The sequence below is a fragment of the Neisseria weixii genome, assembly GCF_042658245.1.
GTDB lineage: Bacteria > Pseudomonadota > Gammaproteobacteria > Burkholderiales > Neisseriaceae > Neisseria > Neisseria weixii.
The window spans coordinates 1-23,589 of record NZ_JBHSPY010000011.1; the positions used below are offsets into that span (position 1 = coordinate 1).

The window sequence follows — 23,589 nt, forward strand, 5'->3', positions numbered from 1 at the left end:
TCCATCCTTGACGGAGTTTTTTGAGTACGGGTTGTTTGAAGTCTTCTGAATAGGCCATGGGGGAATTGTATCGGAGAATATGTTTATTTGCTATATTGTGTAAACACGCGGTTACTTCTAATATCTCAGGGTTATTTTTATCGGATGAAAACTATCTTAATGATCTTTTTTTTTAAAGATTGCAAATAGGTGAAGTATGCTGATCAGTATTGCTGCTTGAGGATTTTGAAAACTAATATAGAATAAAATTTCAAATAATAATAAAAATTAAAAAATTATATAACCAAATGGATTAAAAAATTAGTCTTTTGATATAAAATTTCAATATATTTATTTTACTACTTGTTTAATTCATGTAAAGAAGGTAATCTATACGGCAGTTAGTGAATAATAGAATAGAAAGTTTAACCTAATGAATCAACCACGCCAAACAGATGATGTCCGAATTAAAGCAGTAGCCGAATTATTGCCGCCAATTGTCCACTTATATGAATTGCCGATTAGCGAACAAGCTGCTGAATTGGTTCATCAAACCCGTCAAGAAATTACCGATTTAGTGCATAGTAAAGACAACCGGTTATTGGTGATTATCGGCCCTTGCTCGATTCATGATACCAAAGCAGCCTTGGAGTACGCTGAGCGTTTGTTACCGCTGCGTAAAAAATATGAAAAAGAATTATTGATTGTGATGCGTGTGTACTTTGAGAAACCGCGCACTACAGTCGGTTGGAAGGGTTTGATTAACGATCCTTATTTAAACGGTACTTTCGATATTAACTATGGCTTGCGTCAAGCGCGCAGCTTATTGTTAACCTTGAACAATATGGGCATGCCGGCGTCGACCGAATTTCTCGACATGATTACGCCGCAATACTATGCCGACTTGATTTCATGGGGTGCAATTGGTGCACGTACCACAGAAAGCCAGGTTCATCGCGAATTGTCGAGTGGCTTGTCTTGTCCGGTTGGTTTTAAAAACGGTACAGATGGTAATTTAAAAATCGCCATTGATGCCATCGGTGCAGCGAGTCATCCTCATCATTTCTTGTCTGTAACGAAAACCGGTCATTCCGCTATCGTGCATACTGCCGGTAATCCGGATTGCCATGTGATTTTACGTGGCGGTAAAGAACCGAATTATAGCAACGAACACGTTAAAGCAGCTGCCGAACAGTTAATCCAAGCCGGTCAAACGCCAAAGGTGATGATTGATTTCAGCCATGCGAACAGCCGTAAAGACTACAAACGTCAAATGGAAGTGGCACAAGATGTTGCCCAGCAATTGCGTGATGGTGAAAACAACATTATGGGTGTGATGGTAGAGAGCCACTTGATGGAAGGTCGTCAGGATAAGCCGGAGAACTACGGTCAAAGCATTACCGATGCCTGCATCGGTTGGGACAGTACCGAAGAATTATTGGCATTATTGGCAGAAGCCAACCGCTCTCGGGTATAATTAATTATCTGAACCCATATGGAATATTTCAGACGGCCTGAGCAATATGCAGAGGCCGTCTGAAACATTTGCACATTATGAATATGAAAAAGATTATGAATATGAAAAAGAAACTCACTCCCCAACTACAAAAAGTCCAGAAACAGCTCGACATCATTTCTAGCGCATTTAAGAAAAACATGGCTGCTGGAAATTATGCCCAAGCAGCGGCGGAAGCCATGCGTGCACACAAGCTGATTCCTGCTTCCGTTACCCCCTTGAGCGATGCTGCCACGGCCGCTGTTAAAGGTGGTTTGTTTCAAGATGCGATTGCGTATGCGAAAAAAGCCATTCAACGTAATGCGGAACACATCAATTCCTATGATGCCTTGTCTCATGCTTACGGTGGTTTGGAAGACTGGGACAACGCAGCTATTTATGGCTTAAAGGCACTGCAATTGCGTGATCAGAAAATCGCCACGCAAACTGTGCCTGAACTGCCGATGATAACGCCGAGAGCTGATGGCAAAAGAGTTATTTCGTTTTCATTGTTTGGCAATAGCTCAGCTTATATTGAACCGGCGGTGTTGAATACCGAATTGGCTGCCGAAATCTATCCGGGTTGGGTGTGTCGGTTTTACGTTGATAACAGCGTACCTGAATCCGTACGCCAACGCATGATGCAAAACGGTGCCGAGATTATTGAAGTGAGTAGGGAGCAAGCCCAATGGCCGGGTACTTTATGGCGCTTTCTTGCCATTGATGATCCGGAAGTCTCTTACGTGATTTTCCGCGATGCCGATTCGGTGATTTCGCAGCGTGAAGCACAAGCCGTTGCAGAATGGGTGAAGAGCGGTAAGCTGTTCCACACCATTCGAGATGCGGGTACGCATACTGAATTAATTTTGGCAGGATTGTGGGGCGCAGTAGGACAGGCCGTTCCTGATATGGCGGGGAAAATCCAAAACTATTTGCAGAAGCCGTTGGAATCGCGCCATTTTGCCGATCAATTCTTCCTGCGTGACCATATTTGGGCGTATGTTCGCCAAAGTGTGCATGGGCATGACCGTATTTTTGGTTTTCATGGTGCGCAAACATTCAGTGATACAGAAATGCAGGATTTTAGAAACAACCATATCGGCTGCGACGAAGGTAGTTCGTATTTTGAAGCATCGTACCCCTTGTCCGACGGTAGCGCCGTAATATGGAAGCTATACAGCAAAGTCTCACCTAAGCTGCAAGCTGACGGCAGCATACAAACCCTGTCGCAAGAGCGTTTGGTTTGTGCTTATGAAACTACCGTGCAAAACGGTAAAATTAGTGGCTATGTGCCACGCCGCTATAGCAAAGGCTTTGCACAAGGTTTGTCGCGCATGATTGTTGTGCCGGTCGATGCGAAAGCATAGGTTTATATGTAAACCAGTGTCCAAAAGCCGTTTGGAAAATACCAACCATTCAGACGGCTTAAGAAATATTTTCAGTAAAACTTTGCCACGATGGTTTCAAACTGATAAACTATCCAAATCATTATTTTGATAGAGGCATACACATTCCATGAAAGACGCAGAGCAGGATAGTTCGATATTACGTCCTTCATGTATGTGCCGTATTTGAAGCAGCCGGATGAGTCATATGCATCGGGCTGCTTTCTCACATTTAAAGGAATAGAAAAATCATGGATTTCAGTTGGTTAGCCGACCCGCATACATGGATAGGCTTTGCAACGCTTTTAGTACTCGAAGTAGTTTTGGGTATTGATAACCTAGTGTTCGTGGCGATTTTGGCCAATAAAGTCAAACCCGCATTGCGCGATAAAGCGCGTATAACCGGCTTAGGTTTGGCTGTGGTGATGCGCGTCATCATGCTGGCTTTTATGGCGCACATCATTACCCTGACCGAACCGCTGTTTCACGTTGCCGGCTGGCCGGTGTCGGGTAAAGACATGATTATGCTCGCCGGTGGCTTGTTTTTGCTTTACAAAGCAACCACCGAATTACATGAGCGTTTGGAAGGCCACAATCATTTTGCCATTGCGGAAACACAAAAGAGACACGCTGCTTTCGGTGCGGTCGTGACGCAAATTTTGGTACTGGATGCAGTGTTTTCCATCGATTCGGTGATTACCGCCGTGGCCATGGTGGATCACATTGTGGTGGCGATGGCGGCTGTAGTTGTGGCGATGACCGTGATGATTATCGCCAGCAAACCGCTGACTGAATTTGTTGATAAACACCCGACAGTGGTGATGCTCTGCTTAGGCTTCCTGCTGATGATCGGTTTCAGCCTGATTGCCGAAGCCTTCCATTTCCACATTCCTAAAGGCTATCTGTATGCCGCCATCGGCTTTTCGATTCTGATTGAGGTGTTTAACCAAGTTTCGCAGAAAAACAGCCGCAAAAACGACTACATCAGCAGCTCATGGCGCAAGCGCACTGCCGAAAACGTACTGGGTATGATGGGCATCCGCGAAACGATTCTGGCGAAAAATGGCGATGAAGCAGAAGACAGCAGCCATTTCGAAGAAAACGAAAAATCCATGATTCGCAGTGTGTTGACGCTGGCCGAACGTCCGATTCAAGGGGTAATGATTCCACGCCGTGAAATCGAGCGCTTGGATATTTCGCAAAGCAAAGAAGAGCAGTGCGAACAACTGCAAAACACACCATACAGCCGTTTGCTGGTGGTAGGCAAAGCCGGCGTGGATGAGCCTTTGGGCTATATTAATAAAAAAGATTTGCTGACCCAATTATTACAAGGCGGCGAACTGAATATTCAGACAGCCTTGCGTCAGCCGCTGATTTTGCCGGAAACCACCACTGCTCTTAATGCGATTGAATTGTTCCGCCAAAGCAGCGCTGATTACGCTTTAGTAGTCGATGAGTTCGGTGCGGTGTTGGGGATGGTGACGATGAAAGATATGCTGGAAACCATTGCCGGTGAATTCCCTGAAGAATTTGAGCGCGAAGAAGAGCCGATGATGCAGGCCAATGCCGACGAAAGTCTGACCGTAGATGGCGCATTGGAGTATGTTGATTTGGCGCCGCAACTGGGCTTGCCGCCGCAAGGTGAAGATGCGGACTACCACACCGTCGCCGGTTTGATTATGGAAGAACTGGAAAACCTGCCTAATGTCGGGGATTTTGCCGATTTTCATGGTTGGCGTTTTGAAGTGATTGAAAAAGAAGGTCAGCGCATTGATCGCGTGAAAATTACCCGATTGCCGGAAGAGGAGTAATCGCTTATTTAGAGAGGCCGTCTGAATCATGAAGGTTCAGACGGCCTGAGACTTTTGCAAAATCCTCCATCTTTGGCACATTTCTTCGTTATGCGCTGCTCTCACTTCGAACTGTATTCGAATCTGGGGTTTGCAAAGGTATCGGCCTTTTATAGGCTAAAGCTTTAGATTAAAACAATATCATACTGCTCTTGCGTATAAGCTGTTTCCACAGCCAGAGAGATCGGTTTGCCGATAAAATCAATCAGCATAGCCAGTGATTGCGATTCCTCGTCGAGAAACAAATCAATCACATTTGGCGCAGCGAGAATGCGGAATTCCTTGGCATCAAAGCGGCGCGCCTCACGCACGATTTCCCGCTGGATTTCGTAGCACACGGTTTGTGGTGTTTTCAGACGGCCTCGGCCTTGGCAGGAAGGGCAAGGTTCGCACAAAATTTGATTCAGGTTTTCACGCGAGCGTTTGCGTGTGAGTTCGACCAAGCCTAAGCTGGTAAAACCGTTGAGGGTGACGCGGGTGCGGTCGAAACTCAAGGCTTTGGCCAATTCCTGTAACACGGCTTCGCGGTGTTCTGCTTTGGCCATGTCGATGAAATCGATGATGATGATGCCGCCCAAATTGCGCAGGCGAAGCTCACGGGCAATGGTGTGACAGGCTTCGAGATTGGTACGGAAGATGGTTTCATCGAAATTGCGCGCGCCGACAAAGCCGCCGGTATTCACGTCGATGGTGGTCATCGCTTCGGTCGATTCGATAATCAGATAGCTGCCGAAATTCAGGTTTACGCGCGGTTGTAGCGAGCGGTTGATTTCCTGCTCGATGTTGTGGGTTTCAAACAGCGGACGGTCGCCTTTGAACAATTCCAATTTATCCACCGCACCTTGCACATACAATTGTGCGAACTCATTCATGCGGCGGAAATTTTCGGTGGAATCGACCAGAATTTTTTGCGTATCCAGGCTGAACATATCGCGCAACACACGCAAGTTGAGCGACAAATCTTGGTAAAGCAGGGTTTCGGGCGGCTGAGTTTTCGATTGATGCTGAATATGTTCCCACACCTTGGTCAGATAATGGATATCGGCCTGCAATTGCTCGTCGGTGGCATTTTCGGCGTTGGTGCGGATAATGTAGCCGTGGCACGCGCTTTCAGGCAGCAAATTCAGCAAACGTTCGCGCAGGATGGTGCGCTCGGCATCGTCTTCAATGCGTTGCGAGATGCCGATGTGTTCTTCCTGCGGCAGATGCACCAAAAAACGGCCGGCCAGCGAAATCTGCGTCGAAAGGCGCGCCCCTTTGGTGTTGATCGGGTCTTTGATGACCTGCACCAAAATGGTTTGCCCTTCAAACAGCATATGCTCAATGCGCTGCGTTTCATCGGGATTGCGCCGCTGCTCCAATACATCGACAATGTGCAGAAAGGCTGCGCGTTCCAAACCGATGTCGATAAAAGCGCTTTGCATACCCGGCAAGACACGGCGCACCACGCCCAAGTAGATGTTGCCGACCAAGCTGTGGCCGGTGTTGCGCTCGATGTGCAGCTCGCAAATGTTGTTTTCTTCCAAAACCGCCACGCGCGTTTCCTGCGGCGTGATGTTGACCAAGACGGTTTCGGGCGGACGAATGGTGTCCTTAGGAATCGGAATACCTGCTAACATTTTGAATTTCCAGCAATATAAAAAATACTTTTGCAATCTGCCCGCTGAGGGCAAACAGATTGCAAAAGTAGCTTTGCCTTGCCTTGGTAATGATACTTCAAAAGCCGTTTGCCTGCCATGACTATGATGGCTTTAAAACTGCCCGATAGGCCGAGACCTTTGCAAACCCCAAGACTTTTGCAAAACCCCATGAACCACCAATAAAAAAACCAAACAGCCGCCATTAGCTTCGCAAATCCGCTGCGCGGGGGGAAGCGCAGCGGATTTGCGAAGCTAATGACGTCGATTTTTTGTGCAGTGGCTTTTCAGGCAGTTTTGCAAAGGCCTCGGGCCGTCTGAAAGTGTAGCAGCAAACATCGCCAACTTTCTGCACGACCGCTTATCTGAATTTACCATCGATTTACACGCCCACTTGTAAAATACGCCTTATGCCCATATAGTGTTCAAAAGCATTCAAGAAAGCGCATTATGCAACCGTCACCATGTACACCGGCGCGTTTTGCCCGTATTGCACCATGGCAAAAAAGCTTTTGGCCGCCGTGGGCGTGACCGAAATCAAAGAAATCCGCGTGGAGTGGATAAAAATCCGGCCGATTTTGCCGAAATGCAACAATTGAGCGGTCAGTGCAGCATTCCGCAAATTTTTATAGGCGACACACATGTCGGCGGTTTTACCGATTTATACCGCTTGCAACGGCAAGGCGAATTAATTGAATTACTCAACCCATAACCCTAAACAGATAGGAAAACAAAATGGCAGAAGAATTGCAACCTGTATTCAGTATTGAGCGTTTGTATGTAAAAGATTTGTCTTTGGAAGTGCCTAACGCACCACAAATCTTCTTGGAACAAGGCGATCCTGAAGTCGATATGCGCGTGTCAACCGCCAGCCAAAAGTTGGAAGAAGGCATTTACACCGTTGATGTCACCGTGACCGTTACCGCCAAACTGAACGCAGAGCGCACCATGTTCCTGAACGAAGTGACCCAAAGCGGCATTTTCCGTTTGGAAAACATTCCGGAAGAAGACACCCAATTGCTGTTGGGCGTGGCTTGTCCGAACATCTTGTTCCCATACGCACGCGAAGCGATTTCTTCAACCGTGACCCGCGCCGGCTTCCCACCGGTATTGTTGGCACCAATCAACTTTGAAGCGATGTACCAACAACAGCAAGAAGGCAATGTTTAATTTGCAGCCTTGATGTTTTATCAAAAGGCCGTCTGAATTTCAGACGGCTTTTTTTCCGTTAAAATACGGCAAACCACGATTGCTTTGAATATAGTCACCATGATGACCCCCGAAACTCAAAAACAGCTTAAAGTCACCGATACCACCGCCAAAAAACTCGACAAGCTCCATTTGAATAGCGCGTGGGATTTGGCGCTGCATTTACCTTTGCGCTATGAAGATGAAACCCACATCATGCCAATTGCCGATGCGCCGGTAGGCGTGCCGTGTCAGGTAGAAGGAGAAGTGGTGCATCAGGAAGTCGCTTTCAAGCCGCGCAAGCAATTGGTGGTGCAGATTGCCGATGGTTCCGGCAGCGTGTTGCATTTACGCTTCATCCATTTTTACGCCAGCCACCAAAAGCAGATGGCAGTGGGCAAACGCATTCGCGCGGTGGGCGAAATCAAGCGCGGTTTTTACGGCGATGAAATGATTCACCCGAAAATCCGCGATGCCGACAGTACCGGTTTGGCCGAAAGCCTTACCCCGATTTATCCGACTGTGAACGGTTTAAACCAGCCGACCCTGCGCCGCATTGTTCAGACGGCCTTAGACAGCATCCCGCTGCACGACACCTTGCCCAATGATTTGTTGTGCCGTCTGAAACTGCCGCACTTAGCCGAAAGCCTGCGTCTGCTGCACTCGCCGCTGCCAAGCTTCACCATCCATCAGCTTTCAGACGGCACTTTGCCCGCATGGCAGCGGCTGAAATTTGACGAACTGTTGGCGCAACAATTGTCCATGCGGTTGGCGCGGCAAAAACGCATCAGCGGCGCGGCGGCTCCGTTAAACGGTGACGGCAGCTTGGTACAAAAGCTGCTCGATTCGTTGCCGTTTACTTTGACTCAAGCGCAGCAGCGCGTGGTGGGTGAAATCAAGCAAGACTTGACTGAAACTTTTCCCATGCACCGCCTGCTGCAAGGCGATGTCGGCAGCGGTAAAACCATTGTTGCCGCATTGTCCGCGCTCACCGCCATTGAAGCCGGTGCGCAAGTAGCCGTGATGGCGCCGACCGAAATTTTGGCCGAACAACACTTTATCAAGTTCAAACAATGGTTTGAGCCGCTGGGTTTGACCGTGGCTTGGCTTTCCGGCAGCCAGCGCAAAAAAGAAAAAGACAGCAACAAAACCGCCATTTCAGACGGCCTTGCCCAAATTGCCGTCGGCACACATGCGCTGTTTCAAGACGATGTCGCCTTCCACAATCTCGGCTTTGTGATTGTCGATGAGCAACACCGCTTCGGCGTGGCGCAACGTTTGGCCTTAAAGAACAAAGGCAACGACGTGCATCAGCTGATGATGTCGGCCACGCCGATTCCGCGCACATTGGCAATGAGTTTTTTCGCCGATTTGGACGTATCGGTCATCGACGAATTGCCGCCCAACCGCACGCCGATTAAAACGCGGCTGGTCAACAGCGTGCGCCGCGCCGAAGTCGAAGGGCTGGTGTTGGGCACTTGCCAAAAAGGGCAGCAGGCTTATTGGGTGTGTCCGCTGATTGAAGAGAGCGAAACGCTGCAACTGCAAACCGCCGCCGATACCCTTGCCGAGCTTCAGACGGCCTTACCCGAGCTCAACATCGGCTTGGTACACGGCCGCATGAAACCTGCCGAGAAAGCCGGAGTGATGGCCGAATTTATCGCAGGCCGTCTGAATGTGTTGGTGGCGACGACCGTGATTGAAGTCGGTGTCGATGTACCCAATGCCAGCCTGATGGTGATTGAACACGCCGAACGCATGGGCTTGGCGCAATTGCACCAGCTGCGCGGCCGTGTGGGGCGTGGCGCCGCCGCCAGCGCCTGCGTGCTGCTGTTTACCGAGCCATTAAGCGAACTGGCCAAAGCGCGCCTGAAAGTGATTTACGAACACACCGACGGCTTTGAAATCGCCCGCCAAGACTTAAATATCCGCGGCCCCGGCGAATTCTTAGGCGCACGTCAAAGCGGCGTACCGATGCTGCGGTTTGCCAATTTGGAAGAAGATTTGCACCTGCTCGAACAAGCCCGCGAAATTGCGCCGAAACTGATTGCCGAACGACCGGATACTGTGCAGGCGCACTTGGATCGGTGGTTGAGCAGTCGGGAAGGGTACTTGGGGGTGTGATTTAAGGCCGTCTGAAACGCAATATTTTTCAGACGGCCTGTGTTTACGGTACAATCCAATCACATTATTTATGCCGTCTGAAAAAGGAGAAAAAATCATGAAACCGGAAAATACATTATGCATCGTGGTCGATATTCAGGAGCGTTTGCTGCCTGCGTTGCACGATGCGGAGTCGATGGTTGAGCGCAGCCGCGTAGTGATTCAGGGCTTGCAGGCTTTGGACGTGCCGTTGGTGGCGACGGAGCAGTATCCGAAAGGCTTGGGTAAAACCGTGCCGGCGGTGCAGCTTTTGTTGGGCGATGGGGCGGCGGTGTTTGAGAAAACGCGTTTTTCGGCGGTGATTGCCGAAGTGGAAGCCGTGTTGAATGAGCAGAAGGTTGAAAACGTGATTTTGCTCGGTGCCGAAGCGCATGTGTGTATGTTGCAAACGGTGTTGGATTTGCGCGCGAAGGGTTTGGCGGTGTATGTGCCGTTTGATTGCACCACTTCGCGCAATCCGGCCAATAAAGACAATGCGTTGCAGCAAATGCGTGATGCCGGTGCGGTGGTGAGCAACAGCGAAAGCGTGTTGTTCCAATTATTGGGCGATGCGAAGCATCCGGCGTTTAAAACCGTATCGAAACTGATTCAGTAAAGGCCGTCTGAAATGCAATATGTGGTTGCCGAAGCGGTGCAGGGCGATTTGCCTTCCATTGTCGCTATTTACAACAGCACGATTGAGCCGCGCCAATCGACGGCGGATTTGCAGCCGGTGACGGTAGCCGGGCGCCAGGCGTGGTTTGATGCGCATGGCGGCAAAAGGCCGTTGCTGGTGTTGCGTGATGTGCGCAATGAGATTGTGGCGTGGGGCAGCTTCAGCGATTATTATCCGCGCCAAGCCTACCACATCAGCGCGGAAATCAGCATATATGTACGGCAGGAAGCGCGCGGTGTCGGCGTGGGTAAAGTATTGCTGCGCTACATGCTGGAGCGTGCGCCGTCGTTGGGCATCCGCAATGTGTTGGCGGTGATTTTCGGCCACAATCACGCCAGTATCCGTTTGTTCCGTTCGTTTGGTTTTGAAGAATGGGGGCGTTTGCCGCAGGTGTGTGATTTGGAAACGCAGTTGGCGGATATTGTGATTTTAGGTAAGAAAATTTTGGATTGATTGTATAGTAGTTGAAAATAAAAACAATACAGCGTTACCGGCTCCCTTGTGTACCGGGTATATACGGCGGTCGTCGCCTTGCCTTATTTCTATTTTAAACAACTATAAATCAAAAGGCCGTCTGAATTTCAGACGGCCTTTTGATTTTAGCGGCGTAAAATCGCCGAATCGACATATTTTTGCACGCCTGTGGCAATCGCTTGGGCACAGCGGATGCGGAAAGATGAATCGGCCAGCAGTTTTTCTTCAGTCGGATTGGACAGGAAGGCCGTTTCCACCAGAATAGACGGAATATCCGGCGCGCGCAAGACGGCGAAGTTGGCTTCGTCCACGCGGCCTTTGTGCAGTTGGTTGATCTTACCCAATTCAGTCAACACCGATTGGCCGATCTTGCGGCTGTCGCGCATGGTGGCGGTTTGCGCCATATCCAGTAGGGCATTATCTACATGGCGGTTGCCGCTGGTGCGCACACCACCGATGGCATCGGCGTTATTTTGCGTTTGCGCCAAGAATTTAGCCGCAGCGCTGCTGGCACCGCGTGGGTTGAGAATATACACGCCGGTACCGCGGGCGGTCGGGCTGGTAAACGAGTCGGCGTGTATCGAGACGAATAAATCGGCTCTACGCGCACGCGCTTTGGCCACGCGCACGCCGAGAGGGATAAACACGTCTTCGTCGCGCGTCATGTACACAGTGTAGCCCATGGCTTCCAGCCGTTTTTTGACTTCGCGCGAGATAGACAACACAACGTTTTTCTCTTGCAAACCGCCCCTACTGACCGCGCCGGAGTCTTCACCGCCGTGGCCGGGATCGATTACCACAACCGGACGGCGGCCTCTGCTGCTCGAAGGCGGCGGATTGCTGGTGGTGCGGGACAGATGCGGCGCACCGGAAGTCGGACTACCGTTGAGCAAGGCCATCATCGGGTCGTTGACATCCACACCGTACGGATAAAGGTCGATTACTAAGCGGTGTTTGAACCCACCCACCGGCGCCAGCACAAAGACTTGCGGATGCACGCTTTGCTTCAAATCAATCACGATGCGCACGGTGTTCGGCGTGTTTTGGCCGACTCGGATGCTGCGGATAAAAGGATCGTCGGCCAACACTTTTTTAGAAATACCCTGTAAAACGGTATTGATGCTGGCATTTTGAATATCCACGACCAGCCGGTTGGGGTTGTCGAGCAAGAAATGCTGAAACCGCAATACCGCCGATGCTTCAATCGTCACACGCGTGTAGGAGAGTGCCGGCCAGATACGGGCGGCCACAAATTGAACGGGCTTGGCGGTTTTACCAAGTGCGGCGGAAATCGGTGTCAGTGTAAAAAACAAACCCGCCGCTTGGCGGACCATTTGTCGTCGTGTCAGTTTAACCATGTTTCCAAACTTTTTCGGCCGTGAGCGGTGTGGGCGGTGAACACTACTGTTCTGCCGTGTTCTGCGTGATTTAATGAAAGGGTGATGTCTGCGGCGGGTGTAAATTCGCCGCCTTGCTGCGGCCATTCGATCAGGCAAACATTTTGGCCGTCGAATAAATCGTCTAAGCCGGCATCTTCCCATTCTTCGGGTGTGCTGAAGCGGTAGAGATCGAAATGATGCAGCGTGAAACCGGCGAGCGGGTAGGATTCGACAATGGCATAAGTCGGGCTTTTTACCGCGCCCTGATGCCCCAAGCCGCGCAACAAACCGCGTGTAAACGTAGTTTTGCCGGCGCCCAAGCCACCTTGCAGATAAACCACCAACGGTGCACTCAGCGATTTAGCCCAGCTTGCGCCCAACGCCAAAGTCGCTTCTTCGTCGGCGAGAAAACGGCTCACGCTCGCACCATCAGTCATAAAATTCGGCCTTGTTATTGTGATATAAAGTATAAATTATGCTGGAAACTCGCCGATTTGCAAACCTTACAAATGATAAATTTAGATAAAGTTGGCGTAAAAGCCAAGTAGAGAGGCAGGGTTGATTCAAAAATACAGGTGGGCTGCTTTCAGACGGCCTGGATTTACGGATAAAATATCAGCCGAAACGGCTATTAAAATGCCGTCTGAAAGCGTGTACAATAACCGCCATATCGACTTTTAAACCCAACCAATCATGAGTATCAGAAAACAACGCCCCATCGGAGTATTTGATTCCGGCGTCGGCGGCCTGACCAATGTCCGCGCATTGATGGAGCGGCTGCCGATGGAAAACATCGTCTATTTCGGTGATACCGCCCGCGTGCCCTACGGCACCAAATCACGCGCCACTATCGAAACCTTTTCTCTGCAAATCGTTGATTTTTTATTGGAACACGATGTCAAAGCCTTGGTCATTGCCTGCAACACCATTGCGGCGACCGCCGGCATGAAAATCCGCCAAAAAGCCGGGAACATGCCCGTATTGGACGTGATTTCCGCCGGTGCCGAAGCCGCGCTGGCGACTACGCGCAACAATAAAATCGGCATCATCGCCACCAATACCACCGTCAACAGCAATGCCTATGCCCGCGCCATTCACGCGCAAAATGCCGATACCTTGGTGCGCACCCAGGCTTCGCCTTTGCTGGTGCCGCTGGTGGAAGAAGGGTGGCTTGAGCATGAAGTCACCCGTCTGACCGTGCGCGAATATTTGAAACCCCTGCTGGTGGACGACATCGATACGCTGGTGTTGGGATGCACCCACTTTCCGCTGCTCAAGCCGCTCATCAGTCAGGAAGCACCAAACGTGACTCTGGTCGATTCGGCCATCACTACTGCCGAAGCCACCGCCAAAGCCTTAACCGAAGCCGGATTGCTCAATACCGACAATCCTGCACCGGATTACCGCTTTTATGTCAGCGACATTCCGCTGCGTTTCCGAACCATCGGCGAGCGTTTCTTGGGTCGAAGCATGGAGCAGATTGAAATGGTAACGTTAGGCTAACCTAAGAAGATGATAATGGTTTCAGGCCGTTTGGAAATAGTTTTTCAAACGGCCTTGATGCTTTACCGCTTAGCGATCCATATACAGAAACTGAATATGACGCTCATATTGATTCAAAATATCGATAATCGCCTGCTCTTTGGTGTAGCCGAGAATATCGTAATCCTGACTGCCTTCAATTAAAAAGACTTCGGCGCGGTAGTATTTTTCATGCTCTTGGCTGGAGGCCAGATTGCCTGCTTGGCCGAGCGCGAAAATCGGTTTTTCCGCTTCAATCAGTTCCACCCGATAGATAAAGTCGCGTTGCTCGGGATAGCGCACGGCGATTTGATGTACCAAACCGCCGTTTTCGGTGGTGAGCTCGACTTCAAGGCGCTGTTTTTCCAATTCAACCGCCACTTCCGCCATGGCTTGTTCCAGCGTGTGGGTCATGAAATGTTTGGCCGTCTGAAAATCAGGGAAGCTGGCCAAACGGCTTAAGCGGTTACGCCAATTCAAGCCGTTGTCGAGCACCAAGGCGCGGTCGACTTGACCGGCTTTGCGCTTCATGCCTTCTTGACGCAGGCTTATCCACATCGAAATCATGTACAGCACCAAAATCAGCGAGAAGGGCAAGCCGGCCACCACCGATACCGATTGCAGCGACGCAAAGCCACCGGCAAACAGTAAGCCCAGCGTTACCAAGCCCGTGCCGGCAGCCCAGAATAAGCGCAGCCACACCGGCGCATCGGCGGTTGACGCCAAATCGCGCGAACTCAAATTCGCCAACACTAATGCGCCCGAGTCGGCAGAAGTGACAAAGAAAATCAAACCGATAATCACGCCCAGGGTCGACCACAAGCCCGCCAGCGGATAATGTTCAAACAGCAAAAACATGCCCATCGCCGGATTTTCGACTGCGGTTTTGGCCAAATCGGCGGCTTGGCCGCTGTTGACCAAATCGATGGCGCTGTTGCCGAAAATAGAAAACCACGCAAAGATAAAGCCCAACGGGATAAACATCACGCCGAACACAAATTCGCGCAGCGTGCGGCCGCGTGAAATGCGCGCGATAAACAGGCCGACAAAAGGCGCCCATGCCACCCACCATGCCCAGAAGAAAATCGTCCAAGCCGATTTCCATTCCGCACCAGATTCGCCTTCGTAAGCATACACGCGGAAGGTTTGGTCCATGATGGTTTGGAAATAGCTGCCGATATTGTCGACCAAACCGTTAAATAAAAACACCGTCGGCCCCATCACCAACAGCGCAATCAACAAGCCTGTCGCGCCCAGCATGTTGATTTCGGAAAGACGGCGCACGCCTTTGTCCACGCCCGACATGGCCGATAAAGCCGCTGCCGCGACCACGATCAAGATGATGGCCGTCTGAACCGTTTTGCTGGTGTCGATGCCGAATACATGGTTCAAACCGGCATTGGCCTGCAACACGCCGATACCCAAGCTGGTGGCAATGCCGAGCAGGGTGCACACCACGCCGAAAATATCGACCGTGTTGCCGAGCCAGCCGTTCACGCGTTTTTGTCCGAAAATCGGCAGTAAGGCGCTGCGCAAGGCCAGCGGCATGTTTTTACGGTAGGCGAAATAGGCCAAGGCCATGCCGATCAGCGCGTAAATGCCCCAACCGTGCAAGCCCCAGTGCAAAAAGGTTTGCGCCAAGGCCGCACGCGCCGCTTCAGGTGTGCCGCCCTCGCCGATATTGGGCGCAAGGTAGTGGGTGAGCGGTTCGGATACGCCGAAAAACAGCAAATCAATACCGATACCGGCAGAAAACAACATTGCCGCCCATGCCAAAAACGGAAAAGCGGGTTTGTCTTGGTCTTGCCCGAGTTTGATGTCGCCGTAGCGCGATACGCCGACAAACAGCGAAAACATGCCGTAAGCCGCCACCACCAGCATGTAATACCAGCCGAAATGGTCGGATACCCACTTGAGCGCGCCGCCGAGCACGGTTTCACTAACGGAAGGGAACAAAATGGTGAACAAAATCAGCGCCACCGTAATCACAGACGATGCCAGAAATACGGTTTTATTCACCGCCAGCTTGGCACCGCCGGAAAACGCGGGATTCTGCATAGGCTTTCTCCTTATTGATGATTGATTATTATCGGGATAAGACCGTCTGGAAAGCATTCAGGTTTCCGACGGCCTGAATAAGAAACTCAATCGGGAAACTCTTCGCCTGGTCGATATTGGCAGATTACATCGGCTTGCTTCGGGGAATATCAAACCGGCTGCGGTAGCCAACACAATCAACACCGCTTATTGGTGGTTGATGAGGTTTTGCACAGGTTCGGCCTAAGATAAAGATATCAGGCCGTCTGAAAACCAGTTAAGGCTGCTTATTGCTTTCACTGTTTTGCTGGCGCATTTCTTCATAAATCGCCTGCTGCGCCAATACCGAGCCTTCCGGCGCCTGCGAAGTATCGCCCTCTTCCCACGGCGCGTTATCCGGCACGGTTTCGATGTGAATGGTGCTGAGCGAATAATCCGGTTGGTAGTGCAAATCGTATTTAGCCGCTTTGATGGTGGCCAACATGATTAAACTCATGATGACCAGCAAAGGCGCACCGGCAAAAATCGAGGCCGTCTGAAGGGTGGACAAGTCGCCGATAAACATCAACACCGCCGGCATGAAGCATAAAGTAAATGCCCAGAACAAGCGGTTCCAGCGGTGCGGTTCGTCGTTGACTTCATGCTGCACCACCGAGGAGAGAATGTAGGAAATGCTGTCGAAGGTGGTGGCGGTGAAGATAACCGCCAATACGGTAAACACCGCAATCACCAATTTGGCCATCGGCAAAGTGTTCAATACGGCAAAAATGGCGGCGGTGGCGCCTTGCTCGTTCAACACGGCCACCACATCAAGCGCGCCGCTCAATTGCAGATACATGCCGTAGTTGCCCAAGATGATGAAAAAAACCGAACAGCCGAGCGAGCCGAAGAAAATCGAGCCGGCCGCCATTTGACGGATGGTGCGGCCTTTGGAAATTTTGGCGATAAACAAACCGATGGTTGGGGCAAACACCAGCCACCATGCCCAATAGAACACCGTCCAATCCTGCGGAAAGCCTGTTTTTTGGAAGCCGTGGCCGGAAAATTCGCCGAATGCTTCCGTCCACGTCATCATCTTAATCATATTGGTGAGCGAGCGGCCGATGCTTTCCAAGCCGGTATTGAGCATAAACACCGTCGGCCCCGTGACCAATACAAACAGCAAAAACGCGACCGCCATATAGAAATTGATGTTGGATAAAAACTGGATACCGCCGCGCAAACCCTGATAGGCGCTGTAGGCAAAAATCAAAGTAGTCACCAGCAACACCACCAATTGCATGGTGATGTCTTTCGGCGTGGCGAACAGTTCGTGCAGGCCTTCGGTAATCATCGGCGAGGCCAGACCGAGCGAAGTCGCGCCGCCGCCAATCATGCCGAACACAAAGAAAATATCCACCAGCTTGCCCCAGTTGCTCTTGGCAAATTTCTCGCCGAAAAGCGGCATCAGGCTTTGGCTGACTTTCAAAATCGGCGAATGGCGCACATGGGCGAAATAGGCAATCGACACGGCGGGCACCAAATAAATCGCCCAAGCCACCGGCCCCCAGTGGAACATGCCGTAAGTGGCCGCCCAGCGCACGGCTTCCGGCGATTTGGGCTCAATGCCGAAAGGCGGGCCTTGGTAGTAGTAAACCCATTCCAAAATGCCCCAATACATAATGCTCGCGCCGATACCGCCGCAAAACATCATCGCCGCCCATGAGCCGGTTTTGAACTCGATGTCGTCTTCGGGTTTGCCCAATTTGATGTTGCCGATGTCGGATGAACAGATATACACCACAAACAAAATCGACAATACGCCAAAAGCCAAATAAGCACCGCTGAGTTTGTTGGTGACAAATTGTTTGGTCGCGGCGACCCATGCCGCACCTTGCTCGGGGAACAAAACCAAAGGCAGGGTCACGGCAAACAGAATCAGCAGCGTGCCGAAAAAGGTAAATTTATCAATGCGGGTATCGGGTGTGGCCGAAGTTTTTTGGCGGAAATATTGATCGGTATTGAACATACCCAAATGGCGCGAATGCGTCATTTTGACCGGTTTGTATTTGATTTCGGGGCGGGAATCTTTATTCATGGGATGACTTTCTTATTGTTATGTCACGATACGATAAATGAGCATGTGTTTTCAGACGGCCTGATAGATAAAAAAAGGCCGTCTGAAAAACCGTTAGCCGCGTTTGGCTTCGCCGCGCACAGGCGCGCCGTCGGCCACATAATAGGCTGCGTCCGATTTCGGCAGCTTGCGGCCGCGCATGGCATCGGCGATTTTCTCGCCGATCATGATGGTGGTGGCGTTGAGGTTGCCGGTAATGATGTCGGGCATAATCGATGCATCGACTACGCGCAAACCTTCTACGCCGTGAACGCGGCCTTGCGAATCGACCACGGCATCGTTGCCTTCGCCCATGGCGCAGGTGCAGGAAGGGTGGTAGGCAGTTTCGGCGTGGTTGCGCACATATTCGTCGATTTGGGCATCGGTCTGCACGTCCGCCCCCGGGGTGATAGCTGCGCCGCGGTAAGGGTCGAGCGCGGGCTGATTCATGATTTCGCGTGTGATGCGGATGGCGGCGCGGAATTCTTCCCAGTCTTGTTCGTGGTTCATGTAGTTGAACAGAATGCTCGGATGCTCGGCCGGATTACGCGATTTGAGCTTGATGCGGCCGCGGCTGAGCGAGCGCATTGAGCCGACGTGGGCTTGAAAGCTGTGCGATTTGCTGGCGTTGCGGCCGTCGTAGCGCACGGCAATCGGCAGAAAGTGATATTGGATGTTCGGCCACTCGAATTTTTCGTGGCTGCGGATAAAGCCGCCGCCTTCAAAGTGGTTGGTCGCGCCCAAACCGGTGCCGTTGAACAGCCATTCCGCGCCGATGGCGGGTTTGTTCCACCAATGGGTTGCCGGAGCGATGGAGACGGGCTGGGTGCATTCGTATTGCATGTAGAGTTCGAGATGGTCTTGCAGGTTGTTGCCCACGCCGGGCAAATCCAAGATTTCACTCACGCCTGCTTCAGCCAGCCATGCGCCGGGACCGATGCCGCTGCGTTGCAGGATTTGAGGTGAGGCAATCGCACCGGCCGACACAATCACTTCTTGCCGCGCTTCCACGGTTTTCAGACGGCCTTGATGCTCGAAACGCACACCGCGCGCGCGTTTGCCGTCAAACAGCACTACATCGGTTAATGCGCCGGTGAGAATGGTTAAGCGTTCGCGGTGTTTGGCCATGTCGAGATAACCGCGTGAGGTGGACGAACGGCGGCCTTCGGGATTGACAAACCTGTCCATCGGGCCGAAGCCTTCTTGCTGGTAGCCGTTTAAATCGTCGGTACGCGGATAGCCTGCGTCTGCGCCTGCCTGAATCATGGCTTCAAATAAGGGATTGGCATCTTTTTTGGCAGTGGTCACGTGGATCGGGCCGTTGCCGCCGTGGTAATCGTTTTCACCGGCATCGCGGTGTTCCGATTTTTTGAAATAGGGCAGGCAGTCGAGATAGGACCAGTCGGCCAAGCCGTCTTTTTTCGCCCAATGGTCGAAATCGAGCGCGTTGCCACGGATGTAGCACATGCCGTTAATCAGTGATGAGCCGCCCAAGCCTTTGCCGCGGCCGCAGTCCATCACGCGGTTGTTCATGCAGGGTTCGGGATCAGTTTTGTAGCCCCAGTTGTAGGTGGTGCCTTGCAGCGGCATGGCCAATGCGGCGGGCATTTGGGTGCGGAAATCCAAGCGGAAATCGGGCAGGCCGGCTTCCAAAAGCAAAACGGAAACGTTTTCGTCTTCGGTCAAACGCGCCGCCAACACCGCGCCGGCGCTGCCTGCACCTATGATGATGTAGTCGTAAGCGGATTTTAAAGTCGGGTTGGGATGAATCATTTTTATATTCCTTTCTTGCTATCGGCTTGACGGAAAATACGCTTGAGGCCGTCTGAAACGCGTTACTCGCTTTGATTGTTTTGACCGCTGTGGTTCCGGTCGCGATCCAGTGTTTCGATGCAGTCGCGCATCCATTGCCACGCCAGCGTTTGCTGGTCGCCGTAGGCATCCCACAGCGCGTCTTCGCTCAACACGCTGTATTCGCCCTGCGTAGTCAGATCGGGCTGCCAGCCCTGTTCTTCGGCTTCCAGACAATCGCGGTATTCCCCGCCGAAATAAAACGCCGACAGCTCGCGCATAATCGCGTCGCCGCGCCGCCAGTCTTTGCGCGCAGCTTCAAGCCGGGGCAGAAGCTGCGTCCATTCGCGGTAGAGGGCTTGAATTTCGTCAAGACGTTGTTGGGTTGGTTGGCTCATGTGGTTTTCCTTTTTAAAGAATGAAAATGGTTTTCAGACGGCCTTAAAACACTGATTGAAACCCGCCCAAATCCACCAAGACAGATTTGGTTTGGGTGTAGTGCATCAAGGTTTGAACGCCGTTCTCGCGGCCGATGCCCGATTGTTTGCAGCCGCCCGCCGGCATTTGTGCCGGTGATTCGCCCCATGCGTTTATCCAGCAGATACCGGCTTGCAGGCGGCCAATCAAGCGGTGGGCACGTTTGATGTCGTTGGACACCACGCCCGCGGCCAAGCCGTAATCGGTATGGTTGGCGCGCTCGACGGCTTCGTCTTCGGTTTCATAAACCAAAATGCTCATCACCGGGCCGAAAATTTCATCGCGGCAGATGGCCATGTCGTCGGAGCAATCGGTGAACACGGTCGGCGCAACATAAGCACCATTAGCTAAACCTTCATTTTTCAGACGACCGCCGCCGGTGAGCAGCGTGGCGCCTTCCTGTTTGCCGCGTTCGATGTAGCCCAATACTTTTTCCATGTGCGGAAAGCTGGCCAAAGGGCCGAAATTGGTCGCTTCGTCGAGCGGGTCGCCGATACGGATTCGATTCACGCGCTCGATGATTTTTTGTTCAAACTCGGCTTTCAAGGTTTTCGGCACAAACACGCGCGTGCCGTTGGTGCAGACTTGGCCGGAACTGTAGAAATTCGCCATCATGGCAATGTCGGCGGCGGTATTCAAATCCGCATCGTCGCAGATAACCAGCGGCGATTTGCCGCCCAGTTCCATGGTTACGTCTTTCAGGCTGCTTTCGGCGGCTTGCGCCATCACTTTTTTGCCGGTCGGCACGCCGCCGGTAAAGGAAATTTTGGCAATGTTCGGATGGCTGCTTAAGGCAGCGCCGACACGTCCGCCGCCTTGCACCACGTTAAACACACCGTCGGGCAAACCCGCTTCGGTGAAAATTTCCGCCAGCCTGATGGCGCCGGTGGGCGTGGTTTCGCTCGGTTTGAACACCATCGCATTCCCCGCTGCCAAAGCAGGGGCGGCTTTCCACATCGCAATTTGAATCGGGTAATTCCACGCGCCGATACCGCCGACCACACCCAAAGGCTCTTGGCGCGTGTAGGCAAACGCATTCTCGCGCAACGGAATCTGGCGGCCTTCAATGGCCTGCGCCAAACCGGCATAATATTCAATCACATCGGCGCCTGTTACCACATCGACATACAGCGTTTCCGACAAAGGCTTGCCGGTGTCCAGCGTTTCGATACGTGCAAGCTCGTCATTGCGTGCACGCAAAATCTCCACCGCTTTGAGCAGAATGCGGCTGCGCTCCACCGCCGTCATTGCCGCCCAAACTTTCTGGCCTCCGATGGCCGTCTGAACCGCGCGTTCGATTTCAGCATCATCGCTCTCCTGCACGCGGGCAAGGATTTCACCGTTGGCCGGATTGATGTTGTCGAAGGTGTCGGCATTCGGATTCGGTGCGGCGTGGGCGCCGTTGATGTAAGCGGTAAGCATTTGCATGGTCAACTCCTTCACGGTAATCAGTTTTGATTTTGGTAAAAATTCTCAACTACTTTTACCATAACATAATTTCAACATTATTCAAAATCCGCCCGAAAGCAGGGCTTTGCTTGAAAAGTATTCATAAAAATCAAAGAGTCATTTTAAACTAAACAGCTTTTCAGACGGCCTGATTGCGTTTAAAACCTTACGAAAAGCCGATTTTCGGTTAGAATCAGGAAGTCTGAAATTTCTGTTTCAGACGGCCTGTCTTTACATCAAGGCCGTCTGAAAAAAGTAACCATTAAGCGAGAACATTTATGAGCCAATACGTTTATTCCATGCTGCGCGTGAGCAAAGTGGTGCCGCCGCAGAAAACCATTATCAAAGATATTTCCTTGTCGTTTTTCCCCGGCGCCAAAATCGGCTTGTTGGGTTTGAACGGCGCGGGCAAATCCACCGTGTTGCGGATTATGGCGGGTGTGGACAAAGAATTCGAAGGCGAAGCCGTGCCGATGAGCGGCATCAAAATCGGCTATCTGCCGCAAGAGCCTGAGTTAGACCCTGAAAAAACCGTACGCGAAGAAGTGGAAAGCGGTTTGGGCGAAGTAGTGGCAGCGCAGAAACGTTTGGAAGAAGTGTATGCCGCCTATGCCGACCCCGATGCTGATTTTGATGCCTTGGCGGAAGAACAAGGTCGTTTGGAAGCCATTATTGCGGCAGGTTCGTCTAGCGGTGGCGGTGCAGAGCATGAATTGGAAATTGCTGCCGATGCGTTGCGTCTGCCTGATTGGGATACCAAAATCGGCGTGTTATCGGGCGGTGAAAAACGCCGCGTGGCATTATGCAAACTGTTGTTGTCTAAGCCCGATATGTTGTTATTAGACGAGCCGACCAACCACTTGGACGCGGAATCGGTGGAATGGTTGGAGCAGTTTTTGGTGCGCTTCCCCGGCACCGTGGTCGCCGTAACGCACGACCGCTATTTCCTTGACAACGCTGCCGAATGGATTTTGGAGCTTGACCGCGGCCACGGTATTCCGTGGAAAGGTAATTACTCTTCGTGGCTGGAGCAGAAAGAGCAGCGTTTGGCCAATGAAGCGAAAACCGAAGCCGCCCGCATCAAAGCCATGAAGCAGGAATTGGAATGGGTGCGCCAAAATGCCAAGGGCCGTCAAGCCAAATCCAAAGCACGTCTGGCGCGCTTTGAAGAAATGAGCAATTACGAATATCAAAAACGCAACGAAACGCAGGAAATCTTTATCCCCGTGGCCGAGCGTTTGGGCAACGAAGTAATTGAATTCTTGAACGTTTCCAAATCCTTCGGCGACAAAGTGCTGATTGATGATTTGAGCTTCAAAGTGCCGGCAGGCGCGATTGTCGGCATTATCGGCCCCAACGGCGCGGGTAAATCCACTTTGTTTAAAATGATTGCCGGCAAAGAGCAACCCGACAGTGGCGAAGTGAAAATCGGCCAAACCGTGAAAATGAGCCTGATCGACCAAAGCCGCGACGGTTTGCAAAACGACAAAACCGTGTTCGACAACATCGCCGAAGGGCGCGATATTCTGCAAGTGGGCCAATTTGAAATCCCTGCGCGCGCCTACCTTGGCCGCTTCAATTTCAAAGGCAGCGACCAAAGCAAAATCGCCGGCAACCTCTCCGGCGGCGAACGCGGCCGCCTGCACTTGGCCAAAACCCTGTTGAGCGGCGGCAACGTCTTGCTGCTGGACGAACCGTCAAACGACCTCGATATCGAAACCCTGCGCGCCCTCGAAGACGCTTTGCTCGAATTTGCCGGCAGCGTAATGGTGATTTCGCACGACCGCTGGTTCCTCGACCGCATCGCCACCCACATTCTCGCCGCCGAAGGTGACAGTAAATGGGTGTTCTTCGACGGCAACTACCAAGAGTATGAAGCCGACAAAAAACGCCGCTTGGGCGAAGAAGGCGCGAAACCGAAACGGATTAAGTATAAACCGGTAACGCGTTGATTTGAATGAGTAATAAAAAGGCCGTCTGAAAAAATAGTTTTCAGGCGGCCTTTTCCTTTAAA

18 protein-coding genes and 1 pseudogene are annotated in these 23,589 nt (G+C 51.7%); 11 read left to right on the plus strand and 8 right to left on the minus strand.

The window, feature by feature from the left end:
- Positions 1 to 412 precede the first annotated feature (412 nt).
- The 3 genes from aroG to ACFPVS_RS06995 all read left to right on the plus strand — a co-directional run bounded on the left by aroG (position 413) and on the right by ACFPVS_RS06995 (position 4,670).
- Positions 413 to 1,456 (plus strand): 3-deoxy-7-phosphoheptulonate synthase AroG, encoded by a 1,044-nt coding sequence (aroG, locus tag ACFPVS_RS06985; RefSeq protein WP_096295810.1) that lies wholly within the window; start codon positions 413 to 415, stop codon positions 1,454 to 1,456.
- 101 nt (positions 1,457 to 1,557) lie between these two features.
- A complete protein-coding gene (locus ACFPVS_RS06990) occupies positions 1,558 to 2,841 on the plus strand; it encodes a tetratricopeptide repeat protein (protein WP_378595527.1) in 1,284 nt (427 codons plus the stop codon).
- A 269-nt stretch (positions 2,842 to 3,110) separates the two neighbouring features.
- Positions 3,111 to 4,670: a TerC family protein gene (locus tag ACFPVS_RS06995; protein WP_096295809.1), complete on the plus strand. Its 1,560-nt coding sequence runs from the start codon at positions 3,111 to 3,113 to the stop codon at positions 4,668 to 4,670.
- Positions 4,671 to 4,834: 164 nt separating this feature from the next.
- Here ACFPVS_RS06995 and rng read toward each other — a convergent pair whose 3' ends face one another.
- Positions 4,835 to 6,328 (minus strand): ribonuclease G, encoded by a 1,494-nt coding sequence (gene rng, locus ACFPVS_RS07000; RefSeq protein WP_096296182.1) that lies wholly within the window; start codon positions 6,326 to 6,328, stop codon positions 4,835 to 4,837.
- 292 nt (positions 6,329 to 6,620) lie between these two features.
- Between rng and ACFPVS_RS07005 the strand changes: the two genes are divergently transcribed.
- From ACFPVS_RS07005 to ACFPVS_RS07030, 6 genes and pseudogenes are all read left to right on the plus strand, one after another.
- Positions 6,621 to 6,746 carry a hypothetical protein gene (locus tag ACFPVS_RS07005; protein WP_255419120.1) on the plus strand — a complete coding sequence of 42 codons (126 nt, stop codon included), beginning with the start codon at positions 6,621 to 6,623 and terminating at the stop codon, positions 6,744 to 6,746.
- 64 nt (positions 6,747 to 6,810) lie between these two features.
- Positions 6,811 to 7,058 (plus strand): annotated as a pseudogene (gene grxC / locus ACFPVS_RS07010) (glutaredoxin 3).
- A gap of 23 nt (positions 7,059 to 7,081) precedes the next feature.
- On the plus strand, positions 7,082 to 7,516 hold the full coding sequence (gene secB / locus ACFPVS_RS07015; RefSeq protein ID WP_096295808.1) for a protein-export chaperone SecB: 435 nt from the start codon (positions 7,082 to 7,084) through the stop codon (positions 7,514 to 7,516).
- Between the two features lie 99 nt (positions 7,517 to 7,615).
- Positions 7,616 to 9,658 (plus strand): ATP-dependent DNA helicase RecG, encoded by a 2,043-nt coding sequence (gene recG, locus ACFPVS_RS07020; RefSeq protein WP_378595528.1) that lies wholly within the window; start codon positions 7,616 to 7,618, stop codon positions 9,656 to 9,658.
- A gap of 97 nt (positions 9,659 to 9,755) precedes the next feature.
- Positions 9,756 to 10,292 (plus strand): isochorismatase family protein, encoded by a 537-nt coding sequence (locus tag ACFPVS_RS07025; RefSeq protein WP_096296181.1) that lies wholly within the window; start codon positions 9,756 to 9,758, stop codon positions 10,290 to 10,292.
- 12 nt (positions 10,293 to 10,304) lie between these two features.
- A complete protein-coding gene (locus ACFPVS_RS07030; protein ID WP_096295807.1) occupies positions 10,305 to 10,805 on the plus strand; it encodes a GNAT family N-acetyltransferase in 501 nt (166 codons plus the stop codon).
- A 146-nt stretch (positions 10,806 to 10,951) separates the two neighbouring features.
- On the opposite strand, the gene ACFPVS_RS07035 is transcribed toward ACFPVS_RS07030, so the two are convergent.
- Entirely contained in the window at positions 10,952 to 12,184 is a 1,233-nt protein-coding gene (locus ACFPVS_RS07035) for an N-acetylmuramoyl-L-alanine amidase (RefSeq protein WP_378595529.1), read from the minus strand.
- The gene (gene tsaE / locus ACFPVS_RS07040; protein ID WP_096295806.1) at positions 12,172 to 12,642 is read right to left on the minus strand and encodes a tRNA (adenosine(37)-N6)-threonylcarbamoyltransferase complex ATPase subunit type 1 TsaE; all 471 of its coding nucleotides are present in this window, start codon (positions 12,640 to 12,642) and stop codon (positions 12,172 to 12,174) included. Before tsaE ends, ACFPVS_RS07035 begins: the two co-directional genes overlap by 13 nt.
- A gap of 256 nt (positions 12,643 to 12,898) precedes the next feature.
- Between tsaE and murI the strand changes: the two genes are divergently transcribed.
- A complete protein-coding gene (murI, locus tag ACFPVS_RS07045) occupies positions 12,899 to 13,708 on the plus strand; it encodes a glutamate racemase (protein WP_378595530.1) in 810 nt (269 codons plus the stop codon).
- Between the two features lie 69 nt (positions 13,709 to 13,777).
- Here murI and betT read toward each other — a convergent pair whose 3' ends face one another.
- The 5 genes from betT to betB form a co-directional block, all read right to left on the minus strand.
- Complete coding sequence (gene betT / locus ACFPVS_RS07050) at positions 13,778 to 15,784, minus strand: choline BCCT transporter BetT (RefSeq protein ID WP_378595531.1); 2,007 nt, start codon at positions 15,782 to 15,784, stop codon at positions 13,778 to 13,780.
- A gap of 256 nt (positions 15,785 to 16,040) precedes the next feature.
- On the minus strand, positions 16,041 to 17,840 hold the full coding sequence (locus ACFPVS_RS07055; protein WP_378595532.1) for a BCCT family transporter: 1,800 nt from the start codon (positions 17,838 to 17,840) through the stop codon (positions 16,041 to 16,043).
- Positions 17,841 to 17,933: 93 nt separating this feature from the next.
- Complete coding sequence (betA, locus tag ACFPVS_RS07060) at positions 17,934 to 19,631, minus strand: choline dehydrogenase (RefSeq protein WP_096295804.1); 1,698 nt, start codon at positions 19,629 to 19,631, stop codon at positions 17,934 to 17,936.
- A 62-nt stretch (positions 19,632 to 19,693) separates the two neighbouring features.
- Positions 19,694 to 20,047: a DUF4298 domain-containing protein gene (locus ACFPVS_RS07065; RefSeq protein ID WP_096295803.1), complete on the minus strand. Its 354-nt coding sequence runs from the start codon at positions 20,045 to 20,047 to the stop codon at positions 19,694 to 19,696.
- A 43-nt stretch (positions 20,048 to 20,090) separates the two neighbouring features.
- Positions 20,091 to 21,554 carry a betaine-aldehyde dehydrogenase gene (betB, locus tag ACFPVS_RS07070; RefSeq protein ID WP_096295802.1) on the minus strand — a complete coding sequence of 488 codons (1,464 nt, stop codon included), beginning with the start codon at positions 21,552 to 21,554 and terminating at the stop codon, positions 20,091 to 20,093.
- Between the two features lie 299 nt (positions 21,555 to 21,853).
- On the opposite strand from betB, the gene ettA reads away from it, so the two are divergent.
- Entirely contained in the window at positions 21,854 to 23,527 is a 1,674-nt protein-coding gene (ettA, locus tag ACFPVS_RS07075; RefSeq protein ID WP_096295801.1) for an energy-dependent translational throttle protein EttA, read from the plus strand.
- Positions 23,528 to 23,589: the final 62 nt, after the last annotated feature.